The 26,463-nt window shown below is 66.9% G+C and carries 24 protein-coding genes; 15 read left to right on the top strand and 9 right to left on the bottom strand.

The annotated features are described in order from the left end of the window. The first annotated feature begins 18 nt into the window (after positions 1-18). The 4 genes from dnaE to AX769_RS12025 all read left to right on the top strand — a co-directional run bounded on the left by dnaE (position 19) and on the right by AX769_RS12025 (position 6,678). On the top strand, positions 19-3,480 hold the full coding sequence (gene dnaE / locus AX769_RS12010) for a DNA polymerase III subunit alpha (protein WP_066283601.1): 3,462 nt from the start codon (positions 19-21) through the stop codon (positions 3,478-3,480). A gap of 285 nt (positions 3,481-3,765) precedes the next feature. Further along, a complete protein-coding gene (gene hisD / locus AX769_RS12015; RefSeq protein WP_082763781.1) occupies positions 3,766-5,076 on the top strand; it encodes a histidinol dehydrogenase in 1,311 nt (436 codons plus the stop codon). Between the two features lie 55 nt (positions 5,077-5,131). Continuing rightward, the gene (gene nrdR, locus AX769_RS12020; protein ID WP_066279591.1) at positions 5,132-5,617 is read left to right on the top strand and encodes a transcriptional regulator NrdR; all 486 of its coding nucleotides are present in this window, start codon (positions 5,132-5,134) and stop codon (positions 5,615-5,617) included. Next, the gene (locus tag AX769_RS12025; RefSeq protein WP_082763783.1) at positions 5,614-6,678 is read left to right on the top strand and encodes a quinone-dependent dihydroorotate dehydrogenase; all 1,065 of its coding nucleotides are present in this window, start codon (positions 5,614-5,616) and stop codon (positions 6,676-6,678) included. Before nrdR ends, AX769_RS12025 begins: the two co-directional genes overlap by 4 nt. A 30-nt stretch (positions 6,679-6,708) precedes the next feature. On the opposite strand, the gene AX769_RS12030 is transcribed toward AX769_RS12025, so the two are convergent. Beyond that, on the bottom strand, positions 6,709-7,323 hold the full coding sequence (locus AX769_RS12030) for a DUF3043 domain-containing protein (RefSeq protein WP_082763785.1): 615 nt from the start codon (positions 7,321-7,323) through the stop codon (positions 6,709-6,711). Between AX769_RS12030 and AX769_RS12035 the strand changes: the two genes are divergently transcribed. The 6 genes from AX769_RS12035 to AX769_RS12060 all read left to right on the top strand — a co-directional run bounded on the left by AX769_RS12035 (position 7,322) and on the right by AX769_RS12060 (position 13,449). Then, positions 7,322-8,746, top strand: coding sequence for a dipeptidase (locus AX769_RS12035; RefSeq protein WP_066279594.1), 1,425 nt, complete (start codon positions 7,322-7,324; stop codon positions 8,744-8,746). The genes AX769_RS12030 and AX769_RS12035 overlap by 2 nt on opposite strands. A gap of 76 nt (positions 8,747-8,822) precedes the next feature. Beyond that, entirely contained in the window at positions 8,823-9,203 is a 381-nt protein-coding gene (locus AX769_RS12040; protein ID WP_066279597.1) for an iron-sulfur cluster assembly accessory protein, read from the top strand. Between the two features lie 248 nt (positions 9,204-9,451). Further along, positions 9,452-10,351, top strand: coding sequence for a cytochrome c oxidase subunit II (gene coxB / locus AX769_RS12045; protein ID WP_066279599.1), 900 nt, complete (start codon positions 9,452-9,454; stop codon positions 10,349-10,351). An 11-nt stretch (positions 10,352-10,362) separates the two neighbouring features. Then, complete coding sequence (gene ctaD, locus AX769_RS12050; RefSeq protein ID WP_082763786.1) at positions 10,363-12,108, top strand: cytochrome c oxidase subunit I; 1,746 nt, start codon at positions 10,363-10,365, stop codon at positions 12,106-12,108. A gap of 6 nt (positions 12,109-12,114) precedes the next feature. Beyond that, entirely contained in the window at positions 12,115-12,537 is a 423-nt protein-coding gene (locus tag AX769_RS12055) for a cytochrome c oxidase subunit 4 (protein WP_066279604.1), read from the top strand. A gap of 90 nt (positions 12,538-12,627) precedes the next feature. Beyond that, entirely contained in the window at positions 12,628-13,449 is an 822-nt protein-coding gene (locus AX769_RS12060) for an aldo/keto reductase (RefSeq protein WP_066279606.1), read from the top strand. A gap of 75 nt (positions 13,450-13,524) precedes the next feature. Here the strand turns inward: AX769_RS12060 and AX769_RS12065 are convergent, their stop codons facing one another. The 4 genes from AX769_RS12065 to AX769_RS12080 all read right to left on the bottom strand — a co-directional run bounded on the left by AX769_RS12065 (position 13,525) and on the right by AX769_RS12080 (position 17,860). Continuing rightward, a complete protein-coding gene (locus AX769_RS12065; RefSeq protein ID WP_066283607.1) occupies positions 13,525-15,126 on the bottom strand; it encodes a cytochrome bc complex cytochrome b subunit in 1,602 nt (533 codons plus the stop codon). 86 nt (positions 15,127-15,212) lie between these two features. Continuing rightward, complete coding sequence (locus tag AX769_RS12070; protein ID WP_066279608.1) at positions 15,213-16,280, bottom strand: ubiquinol-cytochrome c reductase iron-sulfur subunit; 1,068 nt, start codon at positions 16,278-16,280, stop codon at positions 15,213-15,215. Positions 16,281-16,357: 77 nt separating this feature from the next. Next, positions 16,358-17,194, bottom strand: a complete 837-nt coding sequence (locus tag AX769_RS12075; protein ID WP_066279610.1) for a c-type cytochrome — start codon at positions 17,192-17,194, stop codon at positions 16,358-16,360. Positions 17,195-17,215: 21 nt separating this feature from the next. Next, on the bottom strand, positions 17,216-17,860 hold the full coding sequence (locus AX769_RS12080) for a heme-copper oxidase subunit III (RefSeq protein WP_066279612.1): 645 nt from the start codon (positions 17,858-17,860) through the stop codon (positions 17,216-17,218). A gap of 93 nt (positions 17,861-17,953) precedes the next feature. On the opposite strand from AX769_RS12080, the gene trpD reads away from it, so the two are divergent. Next, entirely contained in the window at positions 17,954-19,006 is a 1,053-nt protein-coding gene (gene trpD, locus AX769_RS12085; RefSeq protein ID WP_066279614.1) for an anthranilate phosphoribosyltransferase, read from the top strand. A 64-nt stretch (positions 19,007-19,070) separates the two neighbouring features. Here trpD and AX769_RS12090 read toward each other — a convergent pair whose 3' ends face one another. Further along, positions 19,071-20,012 (bottom strand): MIP/aquaporin family protein, encoded by a 942-nt coding sequence (locus AX769_RS12090; RefSeq protein ID WP_082763788.1) that lies wholly within the window; start codon positions 20,010-20,012, stop codon positions 19,071-19,073. Positions 20,013-20,052: 40 nt separating this feature from the next. Further along, complete coding sequence (gene glpK, locus AX769_RS12095) at positions 20,053-21,570, bottom strand: glycerol kinase GlpK (RefSeq protein ID WP_066279616.1); 1,518 nt, start codon at positions 21,568-21,570, stop codon at positions 20,053-20,055. 253 nt (positions 21,571-21,823) lie between these two features. Here glpK and dhaK point away from each other — a divergent pair, with 253 nt between their 5' ends. The 3 genes from dhaK to dhaM are packed head-to-tail and all read left to right on the top strand — an operon-like array spanning position 21,824 to position 24,220. After that, entirely contained in the window at positions 21,824-22,825 is a 1,002-nt protein-coding gene (dhaK, locus tag AX769_RS12100) for a dihydroxyacetone kinase subunit DhaK (protein ID WP_066279618.1), read from the top strand. Positions 22,826-22,880: 55 nt separating this feature from the next. Then, a complete protein-coding gene (gene dhaL, locus AX769_RS12105; RefSeq protein WP_066279620.1) occupies positions 22,881-23,525 on the top strand; it encodes a dihydroxyacetone kinase subunit DhaL in 645 nt (214 codons plus the stop codon). 2 nt (positions 23,526-23,527) lie between these two features. Beyond that, positions 23,528-24,220, top strand: a complete 693-nt coding sequence (gene dhaM, locus AX769_RS12110) for a dihydroxyacetone kinase phosphoryl donor subunit DhaM (RefSeq protein ID WP_066279622.1) — start codon at positions 23,528-23,530, stop codon at positions 24,218-24,220. A gap of 411 nt (positions 24,221-24,631) precedes the next feature. Here dhaM and AX769_RS12115 read toward each other — a convergent pair whose 3' ends face one another. Beyond that, a complete protein-coding gene (locus tag AX769_RS12115; RefSeq protein ID WP_066279624.1) occupies positions 24,632-25,045 on the bottom strand; it encodes a YchJ family protein in 414 nt (137 codons plus the stop codon). 40 nt (positions 25,046-25,085) lie between these two features. Here AX769_RS12115 and AX769_RS12120 point away from each other — a divergent pair, with 40 nt between their 5' ends. Next, positions 25,086-25,280 carry a hypothetical protein gene (locus tag AX769_RS12120; protein WP_066279626.1) on the top strand — a complete coding sequence of 65 codons (195 nt, stop codon included), beginning with the start codon at positions 25,086-25,088 and terminating at the stop codon, positions 25,278-25,280. Between the two features lie 9 nt (positions 25,281-25,289). On the opposite strand, the gene AX769_RS12125 is transcribed toward AX769_RS12120, so the two are convergent. Beyond that, the gene (locus tag AX769_RS12125) at positions 25,290-26,462 is read right to left on the bottom strand and encodes an acyl-CoA dehydrogenase family protein (RefSeq protein WP_066279628.1); all 1,173 of its coding nucleotides are present in this window, start codon (positions 26,460-26,462) and stop codon (positions 25,290-25,292) included. Position 26,463 lies beyond the last annotated feature (1 nt).

The raw sequence follows: 26,463 nt of genomic DNA on the forward strand, positions 1-26,463 counted from the left end.
GTCCACAGCGAATACTCGATGCTCGACGGCGCGGCCCGCGTGGCGCCCATGGTCGACGAGGCCGTCAAGCAGGGCATGCCCGCCGTGGCGGTCACCGACCACGGCAACATGTTCGGCGCGTTCGACTTCTACAAGACCGCGACCGCCGCCGGCCTCAAGCCGATCATCGGCACCGAGGCCTACATCACGCCGGGCACGCACCGCTCCGACAAGACCCGCGTCAAGTGGGGCGACGGAGGCCGTGACGACGTGTCGGGCGCCGGTTCGTACACGCACATGACCCTCCTGTCCGAGACGACCGAGGGCATGCACAACCTCTTCCGCCTGTCGTCGAAGGCCTCGCTCGAGGGCTACTACTTCAAGCCCCGCATGGACCGCGAGCTGCTCTCCGAATACTCCTCCGGCCTCATCGCCACCACCGGTTGCCCCAGCGGCGAGGTGCAGACACGCCTCCGTCTCGGGCAGTACGACGAGGCGCTGAAGGCGGCTTCCGACTTCCGCGACATCTTCGGCAAAGAGAACTATTTCGCCGAGATCATGGACCACGGGCTCGGCATCGAGAAGCGCATCATGGGCGACCTCCTGAAGCTCGCCAAGCAGCTCGACCTGCCTCTCGTCGCCACGAACGACCTCCACTACACGCACGAGCACGACGCGACGAGCCACGCGGCCCTCCTCTGCGTCCAGTCGGGCTCCACCCTGTCCGACCCCAACCGCTTCAAGTTCGACGCCGACGAGTTCTACCTCAAGACGGCTGCGCAGATGCGCCATCTCTTCCGCGACCACCCCGAGGCCTGCGACAACACGCTCCTGATCGCCGAGCGCTGCGAGGTCAAGTTCGACACCGAGGCCAACTACATGCCCCGGTATCCCGTGCCCGAGGGCGAGACCGAAGACACCTGGTTCGTCAAAGAGGTCGAGAAGGGCCTCGACTACCGCTACCCCGACGGCATCCCGAACGAGGTGCGCGAGCGTGCCGATTACGAGGTCGGCGTCATCCGCCAGATGGGCTTCCCCGGCTACTTCCTGGTGGTCGCCGACTTCATCAACTGGTCGAAAGACAACGGCATCCGCGTGGGGCCGGGCCGTGGCTCGGGCGCCGGGTCGATGGCCGCCTACGCCATGCGAATCACCGACCTCGACCCGCTGCGCCACGGGCTGATCTTCGAGCGCTTCCTCAACCCCGACCGCGTCTCGATGCCCGACTTCGACGTCGACTTCGACGACCGCCGCCGCACCGAGGTCATCAACTACGTGACCGACAAGTACGGCTCCGAGCGCGTCGCCCAGATCGTCACCTACGGCACGATCAAGGCGAAGCAGGCGCTCAAAGACTCCTCCCGCGTGCTCGGCTTCCCGTTCGGCATGGGTGAGAAGCTGACCAAGGCGATGCCGCCGGCGATCATGGGCAAGGACATCCCGCTCACCGGCATCTTCGACCGCGAGCACTCCCGCTACAAAGAGGCCGGCGACATCCGGGCCGTCGTCGAGGGCGACCCCGAGGCGAAGACCGTCTTCGACACGGCGCTCGGGCTCGAAGGCCTGAAACGCCAGTGGGGCGTGCACGCCGCTGGCGTGATCATGTCGAGCGACCCGCTGATCGACATCATCCCGATCATGAAGCGCGAGCAGGACGGCCAGATCGTCACCCAGTTCGACTATCCGGCCAGCGAGGCGCTCGGCCTGATCAAGATGGACTTCCTGGGGCTCCGCAACCTCACGATCATCAACGACGCCCTCGACAACATCAAGTCGAACCGCGACTTCGACCTCGTGCTCGAAGACCTCGAGCTCGACGACAAGGGCGCGTACGATCTGCTCTCCTCCGGCGACACGCTGGGCGTCTTCCAGCTCGACGGCGGCCCCATGCGCGGGCTCCTCCGGTTGATGAAGCCCGACAACTTCGAAGACATTTCAGCCGTCATCGCCCTGTATCGCCCGGGTCCCATGGGCGCGAACTCGCACACGAACTACGCGCTGCGCAAGAACGGCCTGCAAGAGATCACGCCGATCCACCCCGAGCTCGAAGAGCCGCTGCGCGAGGTGCTCGGCGGCACCTACGGCCTGATCATCTACCAAGAGCAGGTGATGAGCGTCGCACAGAAGCTGGCCGGCTTCTCGCTCGGCCAGGCCGACATCCTCCGCCGCGCCATGGGCAAGAAGAAGAAGAGCGAGCTCGACAAGCAGTTCGCCGGGTTCCAGCAGGGCATGCTCGACAACGGCTACTCGGCCGACGCCGTGCAGAAGATCTGGGACATCCTGCTGCCCTTCTCCGACTACGCCTTCAACAAGGCGCACTCGGCCGCCTACGGCGTCGTCTCCTACTGGACGGCCTACCTCAAGGCGCACTACCCCGCCGAGTACATGGCAGCGCTGCTGACGAGCGTCGGCGACTCGCGCGACAAACTCGGCCTCTACCTCAACGAGTGCCGCCGCATGGGCATCAAGGTGCTGCCGCCCGACGTCAACGAGTCGATCGGCTTCTTCGCCGCCGTCGGCGAAGACATCCGCTTCGGCATGGGCGCGATCCGCAACGTGGGCTTCAACGTCGTCGACCACATCATCGCCGCCCGTCAGAAAGAGAGCGCGTTCACCTCCTTCCACGACTTCCTGCGCAAGGTGCCGATCCCCGTCGCCAACAAGCGCACGGTCGAGTCGCTGGTCAAGGCCGGCGCGTTCGACTCGATGGGCGACACGAGGCGTGCCCTCGTCGAGATCCACGAGGGCGCCGTCGAAGCGGCCGTCAGCGAGAAACGAGCCGAGGCCAACGGCCAGGTCGGCTTCGACTTCGACTCGCTGTGGGACGAACCGGCCCAGGTGCAGCAGGTCCCGCCGCGGCCCGAGTGGTCGAAGCGCGACAAGTTGGCGTTCGAGCGCGACATGCTCGGCCTCTACGTCTCCGACCACCCGCTGGCCGGGCTCGAGTTGGCGCTGGCCAAGCACGCGTCGACGACGATCTCGACGATCACGGCCGCCGACGACTCCATCGACGGCGAGACCGTCACGGTCGCAGGCCTCATCACGAGCGTGCAGCACCGCGTCGCCCGCAATTCGGGCAACCCCTACGGCATCATCACCGTCGAAGACTTCTCGGGCGAGATCTCCGTCATGTTCCTCGGCAAGACCTATCAAGAGTTCGGGCCGACGCTCGTGGGTGACTCGGTGGTCGTGCTCAAGGGCCGGGTCGGTGTGCGCGACGACGGCAAGAACCTCCACGCCGTGACCATCTTCATGCCCGACCTCGGCGTCGCCGCCAGCAACGGTCCACTCGTGCTGAGCATGCCCGAGTTCCGGGCGACCACCGACGTCGTCGCCGAGCTCGGCGCTGTCCTCGGCCGCCACGCCGGCGACACCGAGGTGCGGCTGCGGCTGCTCAAGGGCGACAACGCCCGCACCTTCGAGATCCCGCTGCCGGTCGACATCACCGCCGACCTCTACGGCGAGCTCAAGAGCCTGCTCGGGCCCGGCTGTCTGCTCTAGCGTCTGCTCTGATGCGATCCGGGGCCACTGCCAGTGACGGGCGGCCGCGGCCAGCGCTCGCGTCTGCGTGAAATCGCCACGTTCGTCGCTCGCGGAGCCCAGGGGCGACCGTGGTCGCGATGTCGCGGCCGGGATCGCATCGCGGCACGGTGTCAAATGGCCTGTCCGACCGCGCGGCGAGCTCTGATCCGTCGGACGGGCCATCTCGCGGCGGTAGTGAGGGCTGCGGGCGTGAGTCAGCCGGCCAGAGTCAGGCCGGAGGGCGGCCGGTAGGCTGGGTGGGCCATGATGACGCTCACAGACCTCCGCGGTCAGACCCTCAGTTCGGCGCAGCTGCTTGCGATCGTGCCCCGCGCCACGGGCAACGTGAACGACGCGACCGCGGCCGCCGCGACTCTGATCGACGACGTGCGCCAGCACGGGTCCGCTGCCCTGCTCGAACAGGCCGAGCGCTTCGACCGCGTGCGCCCCGCCGCCCTTCGTGTACCGGCCGCGGCCATCGCCGATGCCGTCGCCGGGCTCGACCCTCTCGTCCGCGCCGCGCTCACCGAGTCGATCGCCCGCGTGACCGAGTCGAGCCGCGCGCAAGTGCCCGAGTCGAAGACCACTCACCCCGCAGCCGGCGCCACCATCGTGCAGCGGTGGCAGCCCGTCGCCCGCGCCGGCCTCTACGTACCCGGCGGCAAGGCCGTCTACCCGTCGAGCGTCGTGATGAACGTCGTCCCCGCCCAGGTCGCCGGCGTCAAGTCGATCGCTCTCGCGTCTCCAGCGCAGGCCGAGTTCGGCGGGTCGGTGCACCCGGCGATCCTCGGCGCGGCCGGCCTGCTCGGTATCGACGAGGTCTACGCCATGGGCGGTGCCGGGGCGATCGGCGCGCTCGCCTACGGTGTCGACGACCTCGGGCTCGAGCCCGTCCAGGTGATCACCGGCCCGGGCAACAACTTCGTCGCGGCCGCGAAGCGCCTCGTCCGGGGCCGAGTCGGGATCGACGCGGAGGCCGGGGCGACCGAGATCCTGGTCATCGCCGATGCATCGGCCGATGCCACGCTCATCGCCGTCGATCTCATCAGCCAGGCCGAACACGACGAGCAGGCTTCTTCCCTGCTGGTCACCGACTCGGCCGCCCTGGCCGAGCGCGTCGACGCCGAGGTCGCCCGGCTGACCCCGCGCACCCGGAGTGCCGAGCGCGTGACGACTGCGCTGACCGGGCCGCAGTCGGCCCTCGTGCTGGTCGACGACCTGGCGACTGCCGCAACCTTCAGCAATGCCTACGGGCCCGAGCACCTCGAGATCCAGACGGCCGACGATGAGGCCGTCCTCGCGCTGATCCTGAATGCCGGCGCGATCTTCGTCGGGCCGAGCACGCCGGTGAGCCTCGGCGACTACCTCGCCGGGTCGAACCACGTGCTGCCGACAGGCGGGCAGGCCCGGTTCTCGTCGGGGCTGGGCGCCTACACCTTCCTGCGCCCGCAGCAGATCGTCCGCTACACGGCCGAGCCGCTGGCCGAGGTGGCCGAACGCCTCGTCGCCCTGTCGCAGGCCGAGCTCTTGCCGGCGCACGGCGAGGCCGTCTCGGCGCGCCTCGAACGACCCTGACTCGCGGCCCCGTGGCATCCTGGGGCCCGACTCCTCGCGGTAACCTTGGTGCACGATGTTCTGCCCCTTCTGCCGTCACCCCGATTCCCGCGTAGTCGACTCCCGCACCAGCGACGACGGCACCTCGATCCGCCGCCGGAGGCAGTGCCCGAACTGCGGTCGCCGCTTCTCGACGACCGAGACCGCGAGCCTCGCGGTGATCAAGCGCAACGGCGTGCTCGAGCCCTTCAGCCGCGAGAAGATCATCTCGGGCGTGCGCAAGGCGTGCCAGGGCCGACCGGTCACCGACGGCGACCTGGCGGTGCTGGCGCAGAAGGTCGAGGAGGCCGTCCGGGCCAGCGGCGCGTCTCAGATCGATGCGAACGAGGTGGGGCTCGCGATCCTGCCGCCCCTCCGTGAGCTCGACGAGGTGGCCTACCTGCGATTCGCGAGCGTCTATCAGGCGTTCGAGTCGCTCGACGACTTCGAAGACTCGATCCGCCAGCTGCGTGCCGAGCACGCCGGCAAACCTGCGCGCGAGGCGTCGGCGGCCGCCGAATGACCTCCGAGCCCGGCGTCGGCGACAAGGGCCTCTACCACTTCATCTTCGCGAAGTTCTTCGTGCGCACGGACCCCGAGTGGGCGCATCACTTCGCGTTCTCATTCATCCGCGCCGTCCCGCGGTTGCACCTCGGCGGCATCGTGCGGCGCTTCACCAAGCCGCACCGGTCGCTGCGCGTCGACACGTTGGGTCTCACCTTCCCGTCGCCCTTCGGCGTGGCGGCAGGATTCGACAAAGACGCCCGCGGGATCGCCGGCCTCGGTGTGCTCGGCTTCGGGCACGTCGAGGTGGGCACCATCACGGCGAAACCCCAGCCCGGCAACGACCGCCCGCGCCTGTTCCGCCTGGCGGCCGATCACGCGGTGGTGAACCGCATGGGATTCAACAACGGGGGCGCCGTCAAAGCGGCCGGCGAGGTCGGGCGAGCGCGTCACATTCGTCACCGTCCCGTGATCGGCGTCAACATCGGCAAGAGCCGCGTCGTCGACGTCGACGACGCGGTCGACGACTACCTGATCTCGACTCGGCTGCTGGCCCCGCTCGCCGACTATCTCGCCGTCAACGTGTCGTCGCCCAACACTCCGGGCCTTCGCGGCCTTCAGGAGATCGACAAGCTGGCACCCCTCCTGACCGCGGTGCGCGACGCCGCAGGCCGCACGCCGGTGCTCGTCAAGATCGCGCCGGATCTCGACGACGACGCGATCCGCCGCGTGACCGACCTGGTCGTCGAGCTCGGCCTGGCGGGCATCATCGCCACGAACACCACGCTCTCTCGGGCGGGCCTCGCCTCGTCGAAGCGCGACGTCGAGACGGCCGGCGCCGGGGGGCTCTCCGGGGCGCCGTTGGCGCCGCGATCGCTCGACGTGCTGCGCATCATCCGCGACTCGGCGCCGGCCGGGCTGTGCGTGATCTCGGTCGGGGGAGTGTTCACCGCGGCCGACGTGCACGAGCGCCTCGAAGCCGGGGCCACACTGGTGCAGGGTTACACGGGATTCCTGTATCTCGGGCCGCTGTGGGCCCGCGCGATCAACCGCGGCCTGCTCGCCCTGCGTCGCGGCTGAGCAGAACCGTCACCACGACCAGTTGACGCGCTACAGAGCGGGGTGCTGCCCGCGCTTCACCTGCGGCTTGGGCTGACGCATGACGCGCAGCTGGCAGGCACGCATGCCGACGTACAGCCGCAGACCGCGCTCGACGTTGTCAGCCCCGAACTTCTCGGCGAGCTTCTTGTTGATGCGCTGCCCGGCGAGCAGGCAGTCGACGATCGCAATGACGAGGTAGGCCCAGATGATGTAGGTCGAGTAGCGCGAGACCGCGGGCACCGCCGTCAGGATGAGGATGAGCACCATCATCGGGATCAGCAGCTCGCCGACGCTGTACCGCGCGTCGACGTAGTCGCGCACGAAGCGGCGCTGCGGCCCCTTGTCGCGGGCCGGCATGAACTTCTCTTCGCCGTTCGCCATTCCGATGCGGGCGCGGTTGCGCTGCTCGGCGACGCGGTCACGCTGGGCCTTCTGCGCTTCCTTGCCCGTCGCGACCAGCGGCCGGAGGTTCGCCTTCTCGCGCTCACGCCTGCTCGGCGTCGGGCGGCCCTTGCCGACGACCTGGGAGCCCGAGTCGTCGGTCGAGTTGTCGGGGAGATGATGGGTGCCTTGGCCACGAGGAGATCCTTGGTGTGAGTCGGAGTACCTAAGATTACCTGTCATGACCGTGACCTCACACCCCGTCGAGCCGACCGACCCCGAACTCGCAGACAAGCTGCGCGAAGCCGTCCAGGGCGGCCTGCCGAAAGCGATCGCCGATCTGTCCGCTCTGGTCAGGATCCCGTCGGTCTCGTGGGATGCCTTCGACCCGTCGACCGTCTCCGCCAGTGCCGACGCCGTGGCGGCCCTGGTCGAGAGCACGGGCCTGTTCGACTCCGTGAAGACGAGCCGGGCGCCGATCGAGGGCGACGTGCTCGGGCATCCCGCCGTCCTCGCTACCCGTACGGCGAAGAACGGCCGCCCGACCGTGCTCCTGTACGCGCACCACGACGTGCAGCCCGAGGGCGACCACGACCTGTGGGAGACTCCGCCGTTCGAGCCCACCGTGCGCGGTGACCGCCTCTACGGCCGCGGCGCCTCTGACGACAAGGCCGGCGTCATGACGCACGTGGGCGCCCTCCGCGCCGCCGCCGAGGTCATCGGCGACGACCTGCAGGTCGGCATCGTCGTCTTCATCGAGGGCGAGGAGGAGTTCGGCTCGCGCTCGTTCACGAACTTCCTCGCGCAGCACCGGTCAGAGCTCGCCTCCGACCTCATCATCGTGGCCGACGCGGACAACTGGAGCATCGACGTTCCGGCCCTCACGGTGGGCCTCCGCGGCAACGTGACCTTCCGCCTCACGGTCAAGACCCTCGAGCACGCCTCGCACTCGGGTATGTACGGTGGGGCGGTGCCCGACGGCATGATGGCCATGATCAAGCTGCTGGCCACCCTCCACGACGACGCAGGATCCGTGGCGGTCGCCGGCATGACGGGGCAGGACAACGACTACCCCGACTACCCGGAGGCGAAGCTCCGTGCCGAGGCTGCGCTGCTCGAGGGCGTCACGCCGATCGGCACGGGGCACGTGCTCAGCCGCCTCTGGTCGAAGCCGTCGATCACGGTGACCGGCATCGACGCGCCGACCGTCGCGAACGCGTCGAACACGCTGAGCCCGTCGACTTCGGTGCGCATCAGCGCTCGCGTCGCCCCCGGCCAGACCGCCGACGAGGCGTTCGAGGCGCTGCGCGCCCACCTCGTCGAGCACGCTCCGTTCGGCGCCACGATCGAGATCTCGGACGTCGACCGCGGCGACCCGTTCGTCGTCGACACGACCGGCTGGGGCTTCGCCGAGGGCATGACCGCGCTCGAGGAGGGCTGGGGTACCACGCCGGTCGAGACCGGGATCGGCGGCTCGATCCCGTTCATCTCGGACCTCGCCGAGGTGTTCCCCGAGGCGCAGATCCTCGTCACCGGCGTCGAGGACCCCGACACGCGAGCCCACAGCCCGAACGAGTCGCAGCACCTGGGCGTCCTACACCGCTCGATCCTGAGTGAGGCCATCCTTCTGGCTCGTCTCGACACGCGAGAGGGCTTCGGAGCCTGAGGGCTCGACTCGCCCAGGCGACCCGCTTAGACTCGAATGGTGCGCTCGTTCGCGCACCCCGCACGAAGGAGGCACCATGACAGACATCGCAACCGCTCCTGTCGACGCCGCGAAGCTCGACGAGCTCCCCACCCACGGGGTCGGCCTCAGCGCCGCCGCCGCCGACAAGGTCAAGAGCCTTCTCACGCAGGAGGGTCGCGACGACCTCCGACTGCGTGTCGCCGTGCAGCCGGGTGGCTGCTCGGGCCTCATCTACCAGCTCTACTTCGACGAGCGTCTGCTCGAGAACGATGCGACGCGCGACTTCGACGGCGTCGAGGTCGTCGTCGACAAGATGAGCGTTCCCTATCTCGACGGTGCCTCGATCGACTTCGAAGACACCATCGAGAAGCAGGGCTTCACCATCGACAACCCGAACGCTCAGGGCAGCTGCGCCTGCGGCGACAGCTTCCACTGATTCAGAGGCTTTCAAGGGCAAACGGGGCTCGTCGTGAGGCGGCTTTCAGCCATCGAAGGGGAACCATCCAGGCGGGTGGTTCCCCTTCGTGCATTCTCGAGCCGCGTGTCGGTTTTTTCGTCTCGGAGTCGACAGACCCGCCCGGCCCTGCGACAAAAGCACCACCTGCCTGCGAGTAGGCTAAGCATGTTCCGTCTCTTTCTGGGAGCCTGGACACGCCCCACACTCGCGTCATCCGAGAGGTAACAGTGCGCTCAAAACGTCGTCTTCGTCTGGCAGCCCTTCCCGCGGCCGCCGGCCTGATCCTGGCCTTGTCGGGCTGTTCGCAGCAGGAGCTCCGCGGCTGGCTGCCCGGAACCTCCGACAATGTGACGAACCACACCAGCGCCACCATCGGCCTGTGGGTCACTTCCTGGATCGTTCTCCTCGCTGTCGGTCTGATCACCTGGGCCCTCATCATCTGGGCCGTCGTCGTCTACCGCCGCCGGAAGAACCAGACCGGCCTCCCCGTGCAGCTGCGCTACAACATGCCGATCGAGATCTTCTACACGATCGTTCCGCTGTTCCTCGTCCTCGGCTTCTTCTTCTTCACCGCCCGCGACCAGGCCAACATCGAGAAGCCGACGGCTCACCCCTACGCGAAGATCACGGTCTACGGCAAGCGCTGGGCGTGGGACTTCCAGTACAACGACACCGCCGACATCAAGAACAGCGTCTACACCCAGGGCATCCAGGCTCAAGAGCTCGGCAACGGCAACGTCGACGAGTCGAAGCTGCCGGTGCTCTACCTGCCCAAGGGCAAGAGCGTCGAGATCGAGCTCAAGTCGCGCGACGTCATCCACGACTTCTGGGTCATCGACTTCCTCTACAAGAAGGACATGATTCCCGGCAAGACCAACTACGAGTACTTCACTCCGATGAAGGAGGGCACGTACGCCGGCAAGTGCGCCGAGCTGTGCGGCGAGTACCACTCGCTCATGCTCTTCAACGTGAAGGTCGTCTCGCCGTCCGCGTACCAGGACTACCTCGCGACGCTCCGCCAAGACGGAAACGTCGGCGACATCGGCAACTCGTACGACCAAGGCACGAACAACCCCACCAACACCGCTCCCGTCGCCGCCGGCGCCACGAGCACCTCGAGTAAGTAAGGCAGCGTTCGATGAGCTCAGCCACCGCAACCCGCCCCGCCACAGGGGGGCAATCTTCCGGTCAGAACTTCACCACGACACGTGTCGGGCGCAAGGGCAACGTCGTCGTCAGGTGGGTCACGTCGACCGACCACAAGGTGCTCGGCTACCTCTACCTGATCACGTCGTTCATGTACTTCCTCGTGGGCGGTGTGATGGCCCTGGTCATCCGCGCTCAGCTCTTCGAGCCGGGCCTGTCGGTCGTGGCCACGAAAGAGCAGTACAACCAGCTGTTCACGATGCACGGCACGATCATGCTGCTGCTGTTCGCGACACCGTTGTTCTCGGGGTTCGCGAACGCGGTGATGCCGCTGCAGATCGGCGCGCCCGACGTCGCGTTCCCGCGACTGAACGCCTTCGCCTTCTGGCTCTACTTCTTCGGCGCGCTCGTCGTCATGGCCGGCTTCCTCACCCCGCAGGGTGCGGCCTCGTTCGGATGGTTCGCGTACGCGCCTCTGTCAGACACGACGTTCACTCCAGGGTTAGGCGGAAACCTCTGGGTCTTCGGGCTGGCGCTGACAGGCTTCTCGACGATCCTCGGTGCAGTCAACTTCATCACCACGATCATCACCATGCGTGCGCCCGGCATGACGATGTTCCGGATGCCGATCTTCACTTGGAACACGCTCGTCACCTCGATCCTCGTGATCATGGCCTTCCCGGTGCTCGCTGCGGCACTGTTCGGTTTAGGGTTCGACCGAGTATTCGATGCCAACGTCTTCAATCCGGCGAACGGTGGGGCGATCCTCTGGCAGCATCTGTTCTGGTTCTTCGGGCACCCCGAGGTGTACATCATCGCGCTGCCGTTCTTCGGCATCGTCTCCGAGGTGTTCCCGGTCTTCAGCCGTAAGCCGATCTTCGGCTACAAGACGCTGATCTATGCGACCATCGCCATTGCCGCCCTCTCGGTCACCGTGTGGGCTCACCACATGTACGTGACTGGATCAGTGCTGCTGCCGTTCTTCTCTCTGATGACGATGCTCATCGCCGTGCCGACGGGTGTGAAGATCTTCAACTGGGTCGGCACCATGTGGCGGGGCTCGATCACCTTCGAGACGCCCATGCTGTGGGCGATCGGCTTCCTCATCACGTTCACCTTCGGTGGCCTGACCGGCGTGATCCTGGCTTCGCCGCCGCTCGATTTCCACGTCTCCGACTCGTACTTCGTCGTGGCGCACTTCCACTACGTGGTCTTCGGCACCGTCGTCTTCGCGATGTTCTCCGGGTTCTACTTCTGGTGGCCGAAGTGGACGGGCAAGATGCTCAACGAGCGTCTGGGCAAGGTGCACTTCTGGTTGCTGTTCATCGGCTTCCACACGACCTTCCTGATCCAGCACTGGCTGGGTGTGCTCGGTATGCCGCGTCGGTACGCGACCTACCAGCCGAGCGACGGGTTCACGTGGATGAACCAGCTGTCGACCACCGGGGCCATGCTGCTCGGTGTCTCGATGCTGCCCTTCGTCTACAACGTCTACATCACGGCTCGGCTCGCGCCGAAGGTCGCGGTGAACGACCCCTGGGGTTACGGCCGCTCGCTCGAGTGGGCGACATCCTGCCCGCCGCCGCGCCACAACTTCACGTCGATCCCACGTATCCGTTCGGAGTCACCGGCGTTCGACCTCAACCACCCCGAGGCGGGCCTGCCCGTCGGCATCGGGCCGTTGAAAGACGCGCCGGACGCCCCAACCTACGACGCATCGTCAGAGAGTGTGAAATAGCCAGCCATGAGAGCTCAATCCAATATTTTCTGGGTCCTCGCCGGCTTCTTCATCGTTTCCGACGCGGCCTACACGATCTGGAGCCTGATCTCCGCCGAGTTCCACAAGGTCGAGTGGACGGGCACGGTCGGCATCGGCCTGGCCGCTGTCATGGCGATCTTCCTCGGGTTCTACATGAACCGGTCGCACTTCGCCCAGAGCGGTGAGTTGCCCGAAGACCGCCTCGACGCCAACATCGACGACGGCGACCCTGAGATCGGCTTCTTCAACCCGTGGAGCTGGTGGCCCATCGCCCTGGCCGCTGGCGCGACGCTGTGCTTCCTCGGTCTGGCCATCGGCACCTGGATCTGCTTCTTCGGCGGGGCGATCGTCGCGGTCACCCTCGTCGGATGGGTCTTCGAGAACTACCGGGGCATTCACCAACACTGACTGCTGTTGTCGTTCTGCCGAGCGGGGCGTCACCTACGGGTGCCGCCCCGCTTTGTTCTGCCAGCCACGCGGTCGAGTAGCGTTCGGAGTATGACTGCACTGACCGATAAGTTCACTCTTTCCAACGGTGTCGAGATCCCGAAGATCGGGTTCGGCACCTGGCAGATCCCCGACGGGGCGCCCGCCTACGAGTCTGTGGCCGAGGCCCTGAAAATCGGCTACCGGCACATCGACACGGCCCGCGCCTATGGCAATGAGGCCAGTGTCGGCCGCGCCGTCCGCGACAGCGGCATCCCTCGTGATGACATCTTCATCACCACGAAGCTGCCGGCCGAGGTCAAGGACTACGACGAGGCCAAAGCCAGCTTCGAGACGACGATGTCGCTCCTCGAGCTGGACCGCGTCGACCTCTACCTGATCCACGCGCCGTGGCCGTGGTCTGACATGGGTTCCGATCATCGGGACGGCAACGTCGCGGCGTGGAAGGCCATGGAAGAGATCTACCAGGCGGGGCGTTCACGATCCATCGGCGTGTCCAACTTCGACGTGGCCGACCTCGAATCTCTGATCGAAAGCACGGACGTCGTGCCGCACGCCAACCAGATCCGCTGGTTCATCGGCAACACGCAGCACGACACCACTGCGTATTGCAAGGCCAATGGCATCCTCGTGGAGGGGTATTCGCCGTTGGCGACAGGGGCAATCCTCCACAACCCGGATGTGACCCGCATTGCCGACAAGTATCACCGCTCGGTGGCGCAGATCTGCATCCGCTATCTCCTCGAGAACAACGTGCTGCCCTTGCCGAAGACGACGACCCCGTCGCGGATGGCCGAGAATGCCGATGTCGACTTCGAGATCAGCGGCGACGATCTCGGGACTCTCGACGGTCTCGTCGACACCGTGGCCTGACCGCCGGGACAGACGACAAGCAGAAGGCCCGCCCACGCGATCGTGGGCGGGCCTTCTGGCGCGGGGGAGTGGAGCCTAGTGCTGCGAGCCCGACTCGATCTCGCCGTGCTCGGAGTGGGCGTGTGCGGCCTCGAGTTCGGACGGGGTAACGGGCGCGATGCGGTCTTCGAAGAAGAAGCCGGAGATCGCGGCCCGCGCACGCTCGATCGGGGTGATGACACCCTTGTCGTTGGGGCGTGCCATGAGCGGCTCGTACTCGTTGAAGCTCGTGAGGCTCCACAGCTCGTACGCGTCGAGAGGCTGGTGCACCTCGATGAACTCGCCGCCGGGGAGACGCACGATGCGACCCGACTCGTGCCCGTGCAGGGCGACCTCGCGGTCTTTCTTCTGGAGTGCGAGGCAGACGCGCTTCGTCACCCAGAAGGCGATGAACGGCCCGATCACTGCGAAGAACTGCATCACGTGGATGACCTGCTCGACCGACAGCTTGAAGTGCGTCGCCATCAGGTCGGACGAGGCAGCACCCCAGAGTGCCGCGTAGAGAACCATGAACGCCGCACCGAAGCCGGTGCGCGTCGGAGCGTTGCGCGGTCGGTCAAGGATGTGGTGCTCGCGCTTGTCGCCCGTGACCCAACCTTCGATGAACGGGTACAGCGCAACTGTCCCGAGCAGGCCGACCAGAACGACGATCGGAACCAGGATGTTGAAGGAGACGAGATAGCCGCCCCAGCTGACTTCCCAGTGCGGTGGTACGAGGCGAAGCGCTCCGTCGGCAAAGCCGATGTACCAGTCCGGCTGCGTACCCGCCGAGATCGGTGAGGGGTCGTAGGGGCCGTACGTCCAGACCGGGTTGATCGTGAACAGCGACGCGATGAGGACGATGACACCGAAGACGATGAAGAAGAATCCACCGGCCTTCGCGGCGAACACCGGCATGACCGGCACGCCCACGACATTGTCGTTCGTCTTGCCCGGGCCTGCCCACTGCGTGTGCTTGTTGATGACGAGCAGCAACAAGTGCGCGCCGAGCATGGCTATGAGGAGAGCCGGCAGGAGCATGATGTGCAGCGAGAACAACCTGCCCACGATCGCCGTGCCCGGGAACTCTCCGCCGAAGAGCAGATACGAGATCCAGACGCCGACCACCGGTATCGCCTCGACCATGCCGGCGATGATTCGCAGACCGTTGCCCGACAGGAGGTCGTCGGGCAGCGAGTAGCCGGTGAACCCCTCGGCGAGGGCCAGCACGAAGAGGACGAAGCCGATGAACCAGTTCAGCTCGCGAGGCTTGCGGAAGGCGCCGGTGAAGTAGATGCGCAGCATGTGCAGGCCGATGGCCGCGATGAAGAGCAGGGCCGCCCAGTGGTGGATCTGACGGAACAGCAGGCCACCGCGCACGTCGAACGAGATGTTCAGCGTCGACTGAAGCGCGGCCGACATGTTGATGCCCTTGAGGGGCACGTACGTGCCCTGGTAGGTCACCTCGGCCATGGACGGCTGGAAGAAGAACGTCAGGAACGTGCCCGAGAGCAGGATCACGACGAACGAGTAGAGCGCGACCTCACCGAGCATGAACGACCAGTGGTCGGGGAAGATCTTGCGACCCACCTCTTTGACCAGGCCGGAGATCGATGTGCGCTCGTCGACGTAGTTGGCCGCGGCGCCCATGAACTTCATGCCCTTGGCGGGGCGGAGGGGCAGGTTGCCCTGCTCTGCGTACGAGAACTCGTGCGTCTCGTCGTTGGTGGAGGGGGTTGTCGTGATCATTTGTCGCGCTCCCAGAAGCTCGGGCCCACAGGTTCGTGGAAGTCACTCTGAGCTACGAGGTAGCCATCCGCGTCGACCTCGATCGGCAGCTGAGGCAGCGGCCGGCTCGCAGGCCCGAAGATGACCGCGCAGTTCTGGGTGACGTCGAACGTCGACTGGTGGCAGGGGCAGAGAAGGTGGTGCGTCTGCTGCTCGTAGAGGGCCACGGGGCACCCGACATGCGTGCAGATCTTGGAATAGGCAACGATTCCGTTGTACTGCCAGTTCTCGCGGCCTGCAGGTTCGTGCAGGTCGTCGGGGTTCAACCTCATGAGGAGAACGGCGGCTTTGGCTTTCTCTTCGAGCATGTCGTCGCTGGTGAGAAGGTTCTCGGGGATCACATGGAACACCGAGCCGATCGTCACGTCGGTTGCCTTGATGCGCGTGCCCGTGGGGTCGAGCGTCAGGTGCATGCCCTTTTTCCAGAGGGTCTGCTTCAGGACCACGTTCGGGTCGACGCTCGGAGCGAGATCGCGGAAGATCACGACGCCCGGAAGGATGAAGGCGACCAGGGCGCCGAAGAGGCTGTTGCGGATCAGGGCGCGTCGGCCGAAGCCGGACTCCTTGTTGCCGAGGGCGAAGACCTCGGCGGCCTTCTCACGCGTCGGGGCGGAGCCCTTCGTGAGGTGCCGCATCTCGGTGATCTCACGGGCGGGCATAAGCGTCTTGGACCAGTGGACCGCGCCGACGCCGATGGAGAGCAGACCGAGGGCGATGCCCAGGCCGAGGAAAAGGTTGTTCAGGCGGATCGAGTGCGTGTCGCCGGGCTTGATCGGGAAGGCGATGTAAGCCGCGACCGCGAGGCAGCTGAAGATGACCGACAGGAAGAAGAGAGCCGAGACCTGGCGCTCGGCGAGCTTTTCTTCTCGAGGGTCTTTGTCGGTGACGCGAAGCCGGTGCGGCGGCTCGCCGGGGTTCTCGAACGCCTCGGTCGGGATGACCGCGGTGCCGGACGAGATCGGACGAGGCTCATTCTGAGCGACAGCCGACCCCGGTGCGGGGGTCTCGTCGTCGTGATCTGCCATGATGCTGCCTTTCGGTGAGTGCAGGACTCGGGAGTTCGTGACTCGCGAGAAGAGAGTGCGGGGTCGGCGTTACCGGATCAGTTCGACTTGGCTGTCAGCCACACGGTGATGGCGACGATCGCGCCGAGGCCGAAGATCCAGATGAACAGACCCTCCGACACGGGTCCGAGGTTGCCCAACTCGAATCCGCCCGGGGACGGGTTCTTCTCGAGGTACTTCAGGTAGGTGATGATGTCGGCCTTCTCCTGCGGCTTGATGTTCAAGTCGTTGAAGACGGGCATGTTCTGCGGGCCGGTCAGCATGGCCTCGTAGATGTGCTTGGACGTGACGCCTTTGAGCGGGGGAGCGAACTTGCCGTCCGTCAGGGCGCCGCCGGCGCCGGCGACGTTGTGGCACATGGCGCAGTTGACGCGGAAGAGCTCAGCGCCCTTGGCGGCATTGCCGTTGGCCTGCAGGTACTTCGACGAGGGCTCGGCGGGGCCGGTGCCCAGCGAGGCCACGTAGGCGGCCATGGCCTGGATCTGGGTGTTGCTGAACTGCACGGGCTTCTGGAGCGCCTGAGGCCCGTTGGCGGCGGCAGGCATACGGCCCGTGCCGACCTGGAAGTCGACCGCCGCGGCACCGACGCCGATGAGGCTGGGGCCGGCCTTGGTACCCGAGCCCTCCATGTTGTGGCAGCTGGCGCAGTTGGCGTTGAAGAGCTTCTGGCCCTCGTTGACCTGCGACTGCGAGGTCGCGGCGGTCGCGGTCGCCGTGGTGCCTGAATCGGCGCTGGCCGTCGACGTGAACAGGGCGTACGCGCCGCCGGTCGTCAGGAGACCGACGACGATGAGCGAGAAGGTGGCAAGCGGCGAACGACGCCCGCGCTTCTTCTTCCCCTGGGCCGAGGAGCCGGATTTCTGTGAAGAGAACATGTGGTGATTGGAGTCCAATGCCTATTTGAGGATGTAGATGACCAGGAACAGGCCGATCCACACGACGTCGACGAAGTGCCAGTAGTACGAGATGACGATTGCGCTTGTCGCCTCACGGTGCCCGAAGTTCTTGGCCGCATAGGCGCGGCCGATGATGAACAGGAAGCAGATGAGACCACCCGTCACGTGGGCGGCGTGGAAGCCGGTCGTGAGGTAGAAGGCGGAGCCGTAGGCACTCGACTGCAGCGTCACGTGGTCGGCAACGAGGTTCGTGTATTCGTACATCTGGAGCGAGACGAAGGTCGCGCCCATCGCATAGGTCAGGAAGAACCACTCGACGAGACCCCACTTGGAGACCTGGAAGAGCTTGCCGGTGCGCTTGCCCTGCAGCCGCTCGGCAGCGAAGACGCCGAACTGGCAGGTGACACTCGACAGCACCAGGGTGATGGTGTTGAAGGCGGCGAAGGGCACGTCGAGTTTGCTCGACTGCGAAGCCCACAGCTCGGGTGACGTGCTGCGAAGAGTGAAGTAGATCGCGAACAGGCCGGCGAAGAACATCACCTCGCTGCCCAGCCAGACGATGGTGCCCACGGCAGCGGTGCTCGGCCGGTTGACGACCGGAGCACCTGAGGTTCTCGAGAGAGGGGTACTTGTCACAAAAGCCATTATGGCCGAAAAACCGTCGAGTGATTCGCCTTGACAGCTTGCCAGTCTCGTCATCGAGATATCTGAAAGAAGGTGCTTAGTAGGCTGAGAAGCATGAACGCCGAGCTCACCTGGCCCCGAATCATCGACTCCCTGCTGGACGGCACCGACCTGTCCATCGCCGAGGCCACGTGGGCGATGGAGCGCGTGATGGTGGGGGAGAGCAGCCCGGCCCAGCTGGCCGCGTTCTTGGTCGCACTGCGGTCGAAGGGCGAGACGGTCGACGAGATCGTGGGCTTCCGCGACGCGATCCTGGCCCACGCCCTTCCCCTGCCCGTCGACAGCATGGGCGTCGACATCGTGGGCACCGGCGGCGACCGGTTCGGCACCGTCAACATCTCGACGATGGCCTCGATCGTGGTCGCGAGCGCCGGGGTTCCCGTGATCAAGCACGGCAACCGCGCTGCCAGTTCGGCCTCAGGCTCGTCCGACGTTCTGGCAGCACTCGGGGTGGATCTGACCCGGGACCCTGGGCGTGTCGCCGAGATCCTCGGCGAGGTGGGCATCACCTTCGCGTATGCAGCGGCCTTCCACCCCGGTTTCCGCCACGCCGCTGCCACCCGCGCCGAGATCGGCGTGCCGACCGTATTCAACTTCCTCGGCCCGCTCACCAACCCGGCTCGCCCCGAGGCCAGTGCCGTCGGCGTGGCGAACGCCTCGAAGGTCGGCTTGATCGTCGGCGTGTTCCAGACGCGCGGCGCGACCGCCCTCGTCTTCCGCGGCGACGACGGCCTCGACGAACTGACCACCACCGGTCACAGCCACATCTGGGAGGTCACCGGCGGCTCGGTCACCGAGCACGACCTCGACCCGCTCGAGCTCGGTCTGCCCCGCGTGTCGATCGACGCCCTGCTCGGCGGCGACGGCGCGCACAACGCCGAGGTCGCACGGCGAACGCTTGCCGGTGAGACCGGCGCCGTGCGCGACATCGTGCTGCTCAACGCGGCCGCCGGCCTCGTCTCGTACCGCCTGGCGCAGGATCCCACCGAACAGGGCCGCCCGATCGTCACGCGGTTCCGCGAGCAGCTGGCCGTCGCGGCCGAAGCAGTCGACGACGGGCGCGCCTCGGCGAAGCTCCAGCAGTGGGTGGAGGCGACGCAGCGCTGACCGGGCGGGCGTCGAGAGGCCCGGCAGGAAGGGATCCTGCCGGGCCATCGATGGTTCGCCGAGACTACTTCTCGGTCGTGTCGGTTCCGACCAGAGCCGCGGGAAGCGCCCGGGCGACCGTTACCTGGTAGACCCCGCCGCCGACGAGACCGCCGACGATCGGGCCGACGATCGGCACCCAGAAGAACACGTTGCCCCTCTGGTCCTGCCAGGCGCTGTGGTAGCCGACGATGTACTCCATGAGGCGCGGCCCGAAGTCACGAGCCGGGTTGATCGCGTAGCCGTCGTTCGTGCCGAGCGCGAAGCCGATGCCCACGACCACCAGGCCGACGGCGATGGCCGACACCGCGGGGGTGGGGTTCGCGCCCAGCGCGTCGGTGATGGCGAAGATCAGGAACACCAGGATCGCCGTGCCGAGCACCTGGTCCATGAACGCCTGGGGGATGTGGACGTCGTAGGCGTTGTTGCCGTTGCCGGGCAGCGTCGAGAAGATGCCCTGCGTCTTGATGGTGTGGCCCGGGTCGATCTTGTTGATCGAGTACATGTAGTTCAAGAAGATGAACAGCGCCCCGAGGAAGAAGCCGATCACCTGGGCCAGGATGTACGGCCCGACCTTCTTCCAGGGGAAGCCCTTGTAGGTGGCGACCGCGAGAGTGACGGCCGGGTTCAGGTGAGCGCCGGACACTGTGCCTGCCACGAAGATGCCGAACGTGACGCCGAGGCCCCACGACCAGGCGATCGAGTCGTGGCCGCCGAGAGCGCCGGCGCCGACGGTCACCTGGGCGACCACGCCGAAGCCGAAGACGGCGATCATCATCGAGCCGAGCACTTCGACCACCATCTCGCCGAGGAGGGTGGGGGTGGTGCCCGTCGGCGGGTTGGCCGAGCCGGCGAGGTCGTTGGTCTCGTGGGCCCGGCGGAGGGTCCAGAAGCCGCGGTTGGTCTGCGCGGTGCGCTGTGCGGCCAGGCCCCGCCTCGGGGCGGCGGGGAAGGGGAGGATTGCCATGATGTGTTCCTATCGACTCTGAAAGAAATGACGGTGGTGGTTAGAGGACGTCGTCGTCGACCCAGTCGAACGTCTTGGTGACGGCTTTCTTCCAGAGGCGCAGCTGGCGTTCGCGCTCCTTCTCGTCCATGTTCGGCTCCCAGCGCTTCGACTGCTGCCAGTTGGCGCGGAGGTCGTCGAGGTTCGCCCAGAAGCCGACGGCGAGACCGGCGGCGTAGGCGGCACCGAGAGCGGTGGTCTCGGCGACGACCGGGCGGACGACGGGCACGTTCAGGATGTCGGCCTGGAACTGCATGAGCGCGTCGTTGCCGGTCATGCCGCCGTCGACCTTCAACTCGGTGAGGTCGACGCCGGAGTCGGCATTGACGGCATCGAGCACCTCGCGGGTCTGGAAGGCGGTCGCCTCGAGAGCGGCGCGGGCGATGTGCCCCTTGTTGACGTAGCGGGTCATGCCCACCAGGGCGCCGCGGGCGTCGGAGCGCCAGTACGGCGCGAACAGGCCGGAGAACGCGGGCACGAAGTACACGCCGCCGTTGTCGTCGACGGTCGTCGCGAGAGCTTCGACCTCGGGGGCCGAGTTGATGATGCCGAGGTTGTCACGAAGCCATTGGATCAGCGAACCCGTGACGGCGATCGACCCCTCGAGAGCGTAGTGGATCGGCCCGTCGCCGAGCTTGTAGCCGATGGTCGTGAGCAGGCCGTTCTCGCTCTTCACCTTCTCTTCGCCGGTGTTGAAGATCAGGAAGTTGCCGGTGCCGTAGGTGTTCTTCGACTCGCCCTTGTCGAACGCGGCCTGACCGAACGTCGCGGCCTGCTGATCGCCCAGGATGCCCGCGATGGGCACTTCTCGCAGCAGCGAGGACGACGACGCGTAGCCGTAGATCTCGCTGGACGACTTGACCTCGGGCAGCATCGACGCCGGCACGCCGAACACATCGAGGATGTCCTGGCGCCACTCGAGGGTCTCGAGGTCGAGGAAGAGGGTGCGGGAGGCGTTCGTCACGTCGGTGACGTGCACGCCGCCGTCGACGCCGCCGGTGAGGTTCCAGAGCACCCAGGTGTCGGTCGTGCCGAAGATCAGATCGCCGGCCTCGGCCTTCTCGCGCGCCCCCTCGACGTTCTCGAGGATCCAGACGATCTTCGTGCCTGCGAAGTAGGTGCTGAGCGGCAGGCCGACGATGTCCTTGAAGCGCTCGACACCGCCGTCGGCCGCGAACCGATCGACGATCTCCTGCGTGCGGGTGTCCTGCCAGACGATGGCGTTGTAGACGGGCTCACCGGTGTTCTTGTCCCAGACCACGGCAGTCTCGCGCTGGTTGGTGATGCCGATCGCCTTGATGTCGTGCCGGGTGATGTTGGCGCGCGAGAGGGCCTGGCCGATCACCTCGCGCGTGTTCTCCCAGATCTCCTTCGGGTTGTGTTCGACCCAGCCGGCGCGGGGGAAGATCTGCTCGTGCTCGAGCTGGCCCGTCGAGACGATCGACCCGGAGTGGTCGAAGACGATGGCCCGGCTGGATGTCGTGCCCTGATCGATGGCGAGAATGTAGTCGTCGCTCACGGTTGGTGCTCCTTCGTCGTTGATGGTGCGGGGTGGAACCGGTGTGCGCTGACACGTCCTGCACACAGCAGGTGCCACCCGGGCACCATTGCCCGGGTGTCATGTCGGGATCAGATTAGCGCCGCGTCGGACTTTGCGATACCAACAGAGGCAGACTTTGTTTTGTGTCTATGTGTGTCCGTTCTGGACGCGCTACCTTGTTGTCAGAAACGTGCTGTCAGGTTGACAGAAGCGCTCATACGGGAGGACTTCGATGAAGAAGCTCATCAACGATCCGAAGGACGTCGTCGACGAATCCGTGGAGGGCTTCGGCCTCGCGCATCCCGACCTCGTCACAGTCTCGCCCGACCCCCTCTTCGTCGCGCGTGCCGGTGGAGCGACGCAGGGCCGGGTGGGCATCGTCTCGGGCGGCGGCTCGGGACACGAGCCCCTGCACGCAGGATTCGTCGGCTACGGCATGCTGTCGGCCGCCGTCCCCGGCCCCGTGTTCACCTCGCCGACGCCTGACCCGATCGTCGCGGCGACCGTAGCGAGCGACGGCGGCGCCGGGGTGCTGCACATCGTCAAGAACTACACCGGCGACGTGCTCAACTTCGAGACTGCGGCCGATCTGGCCGACGCAGAGGGCATCCGCGTGGTGTCGGTCGTCGTCGACGACGACGTCGCGGTGAAGGACAGCCTCTACACGGCCGGCCGCCGCGGCGTGGCCGGCACCGTCGTCGTCGAGAAGTGCGCCGGCGCGGCCGCCGAGCGCGGCGACGACCTCGACGCCGTGGCGGCAGTCGCGACGAAGGTCAACCAGAACACCCGCACGATGGGCGTCGCCCTCACTGCCGGCATCGTGCCTCACGCGGGCGAGCCGAGTTTCGTGCTGCCCGAGGACGAGATCGAGATCGGCATCGGCATCCACGGCGAGCCCGGGCGCGAGCGCATCACGCTCGAGCCGGCCGACGCGATCGTCGACCGGATGCTGGGCCCGATCTTGGAGGACCTGCCCTTCACCAGCGGTGACAAGGTGCTGCTGTTCGTCAACGGCATGGGCGGCACGCCGCTCGTCGAGCAGTACATCGTCTTCCGTCACGCCGCCCGAGTGCTCGCCGAGAAGGGCATCGAGGTCACGCGTACGCTCGTGGGCAACTTCGTCACCAGCCTCGAGATGCAAGGCGTCTCCATCACGGTGACGAAGCTCGACGACGAACTGACCGGGCTGTGGGACGCCCCCGTTCAGACTGCGGCCCTGCGCTGGGGTCGCTGATCCTCGCCGAATCCCACGCTCGTCGCCCCGCCCGCCACGAAAGGAACACCGCACCATGAGTCTCGGCCTGCCCTGGGTGACCGCCTGGATCGACGACACCGTGAACGTCGTCGCCGACAACCGCATACGCCTGATCGCCCTCGACCGCGAGATCGGCGACGGCGACCACGGCGAGAACCTCGACCGCGGCTTCCAGGCCGTCAAGGCGAAGTTCGAGGCGCTGCCGGAGGGCTCGACCCCGGGCTCTGCGCTCAAGCTGGTGGCGACCACGCTGATCTCCACCGTCGGCGGTGCGTCCGGCCCGCTGCTGGGGACGGCGTATCTCAAGGGCTCGCAGGCCCTGGGCGACGCGACCGAGTTGGATCCTGAGGCGATCGTGGCGTTCTTGACCGCGGCCCGCGACGGTGTCGTGATGCGCGGCAAGGCCGTGGTCGGGGACAAGACCATGATCGACGCGTGGAGCCCCGCGGTGGATGCAGCGGCTGCCGCTGCGGCCGACGGCAAGACCTGCAGCGAGGTGCTCGCGGCGGCCGCCGACGCCGCCGCCGCGGGCGCCGTGTCGACCGAGCCGCTCGTCGCCCACAAGGGCCGCGCCAGCTATCTCGGCGACCGGGCCATCGGCCACCGCGACCCGGGGGCGGAATCCTCTTCCCTCATCATCAGAGCGGCGGCCGACGCCGCTGCAGCAACGGAGAAATGACCATGGCCCAGACCGTAGGAATCCTGGTCGTCTCGCACAGCGCGAAGATCGCCGAAGGCACGCTCGAGCTCGCGAAGCAGATGGCCCCGACCGTCACGATCGTGGCCGCCGGCGGCACCGACGATGACGGGATCGGCACGAGCTTCGACCGCATCTCTCAAGGCATCACGCGGGCGCAGTCGGGCACGGGCGTCGTGATCCTGTGCGATCTCGGCTCGGCCATCCTGACCGCCGAGACCGCGGTCGACTTCCTCGACGACGCTGACAAAGCGCTCGTGGTCATCGCCGACGCGCCGGTCGTCGAGGGCACGGTCGCCGCGGCCGTCGCCTCCGAGACGGGTGGGAGCCTCGCCGACGTCGTCGCAGCTGCGCGCACCGCCACCGGCGTCGCCGACCCGCACGCCGACGAGCACACGCTCTCGCACGCGGACGTGTCAGGCGCCGTCGAACGCTCGGCCACGCTGGTCAATCCGTCGGGCCTCCACGCGCGCCCGGCCGCCGAGTTCGTCAAGCACGCCTCGACCTTCGACTCGACCGTGCAGATCAACGGCGTCGACGCGAAGAGCCTGTTGCGAATCATGGGGCTCGGGCTCGCTCAGAGCTCAACGGTCAGCATCGTCGCGACCGGGCCGGATGCGAACAAGGCCGTCGACGAGCTCGTCGGTCTCGTCGAGAGCGGTTTCGGCGAGATCTAGGAGGCTGGCCGCCGCTGGCGCAGCGGTGGCGTTCGTTCGCGAGGAAGTATTGTCCGCAACGGAGGAGGAACCCTCGACTTGCGCGCTTCGGGGAGGAAAGTCGGTTCCGGCGAGACGTGCGGGGAGGATGGCCCGGCACGGCTTCCTCGCCAATGCGCGGCACCCCGCGAACGGCCGCGGTTTCGGGAGGATCTCCACACGCGGGAGGAACTAGTCACGGCCGCGGAGGAAGGTCGGCCGAGACCGCCGGCTAGGGAGGAAAACCTAGCCTCGCCACGCCGCGCGGAGGAGTGCAGGTCGCGATTTCCTCCCCGATAAAGTGCCTCCCGGGGCATCCTGTGCGGCAGGGAGGATTCTCGACCGCGAGGCGCGCTGAGCGGAAGATCAAGTGGCAGGGCAGCCCCGCGCGGGTCAGAGGGCGTCGACGTAGAGCCAGCGGCCCGAGCGCTTCGCGAAGCGGCTGGTCTCGCGCTGCTGCGCGGCAGAGCCGCCAGCGCGGTAGTGCGCCGCGAACTCGACCGTGCCGGTCGTGTCCAGCAGCCCGCCGCGGGTCGCCCCGAGGATCTCGAGGCGGAACCACCTCACGGCCGGGTCGAGCTCGAGGCCGGCCGGCCGGGTCGCAGGATCCCACGTGGCCAGCAGGTACGCCGCGTCGCCCACCACGAACGCCGAGTAGCGCGATCTCATCAGCCGCGTAGCGGTGGGCGCCGTCTGCGACCCGCGGTGCAGCGGCCCGCAGCACGAGCCGTAGGTCTCGCCGCTCAGACACGGGCAGCGGTCTCCGTCGCCGATGGTGGGGAAGGAGCGCGAAGGAGCAGATGGCATCCTGCGATTCTCGCATCGTGATCGCGAGTAGCCTCGACCCATGCGGATCATCGTGCTCATCGTCGCTGCTCTGGCGAGCATCGCTGCCGTCGTGTCGTCGAGGCGTTCGGCCTCCGAGGCGAAGAAGCACGCCAAGTTCGAAAGGCGCCTGCACTCGGTCGAGCACGCTGCGCATCAGAAGCCGGGTCAGGTCTCCGTGCCCAAGGTGCCGAAGGTCAAGCGCGCCAAGCTCTAGCAGGTCGGGTCATCGGAAGGCGGCGACGCCCGTGATCGCCTGCCCGATCACAAGCGTATGCACCTCGTCGGTCCCCTCGTAGGTGCGGACGCTCTCGAGGTTGTCGGCGTGGCGGAACGGCGCGTGCTCGAGCGTGATTCCGTTGCCGCCGAAGATCGTGCGTGCCTGGCGGCAGATCGCGATGGCCTGCCGCACGTTGTTGAGCTTGCCCATCGAGATCTGATGGGGCGCCAACGATCCGGCGTCTTTCAGGCGCCCGAGGTGCAGGGCGAGCAGCTGCCCCTTCTGCAACTCGAGCAGCATGTCGACGAGCTTCTGCTGGGTGAGCTGATACGAGGTGAGCGGCTTGCCGAACTGCAGGCGTTCGGACGCGTAGGCGAGAGCTGCCTCGTAGCTGTCGCGCGCAGCGCCCAGCACACCCCAGACGATGCCGTAGCGGGCCTCGTTGAGGCACTCGAACGGCCCGCGCAGACCGCGGGCGCCCGGCAGGATCGCATCGGCCGGCACTCGCACCGAGTCGAGCTCGATGTCGCACTGGATCGAGGCGCGCATCGAGAGCTTGCCGGTGATGGGTGTGGCAGCGAAGCCCGGTGTCGAGGTGGGCACGAGGAAACCGCGGATGCCGTCGTCGGTCTGCGCCCAGATCACGGCGACGTCGGCGATGGAGGCGAGACCGATCCAGCGCTTCGACCCTGAGATCACCCAGTCGTCGCCGTCGCGGCGGGCGAAGGTCGCCATCGTGGCCGGGTCGGATCCTGCCGTCGGCTCTGTCAGCCCGAAGCACCCGATCAGCGACCCCTGAGCCATCAGGGGCAGGTAGTGCTGCTTCTGCTCTTCCGAGCCGTGCTTGTGGATCGCCGACATCGCGAGCGACCCCTGCACGCTCACCGCGGTGCGGAGCCCGGAGTCGCCGGCCTCGAGCTCCATTGCGGCAAGCCCGTACTCGACGGCCGAGCGGCCGGGGCAGCCGTACCCCACCAGGTGCATGCCCAGAAGGCCTCGCGAGCCGAGCTCGGCCATGATCGACGCAGGGAAGGTGGCGGTCTCGAACCACTCGGCGACGTGCGGTCGGATGGCGTCGTCGACGAACGAGCGAACCGAGGCGCGCAGGGCGAGCTCGTCGGCCGAGAGCAGCCCGTCGATGCCCAGGAGGTCGGTGGTGCTGTCGAACGTGGTGGTCATG

This window comes from Frondihabitans sp. PAMC 28766 (assembly GCF_001577365.1).
GTDB lineage: Bacteria > Actinomycetota > Actinomycetes > Actinomycetales > Microbacteriaceae > Frondihabitans.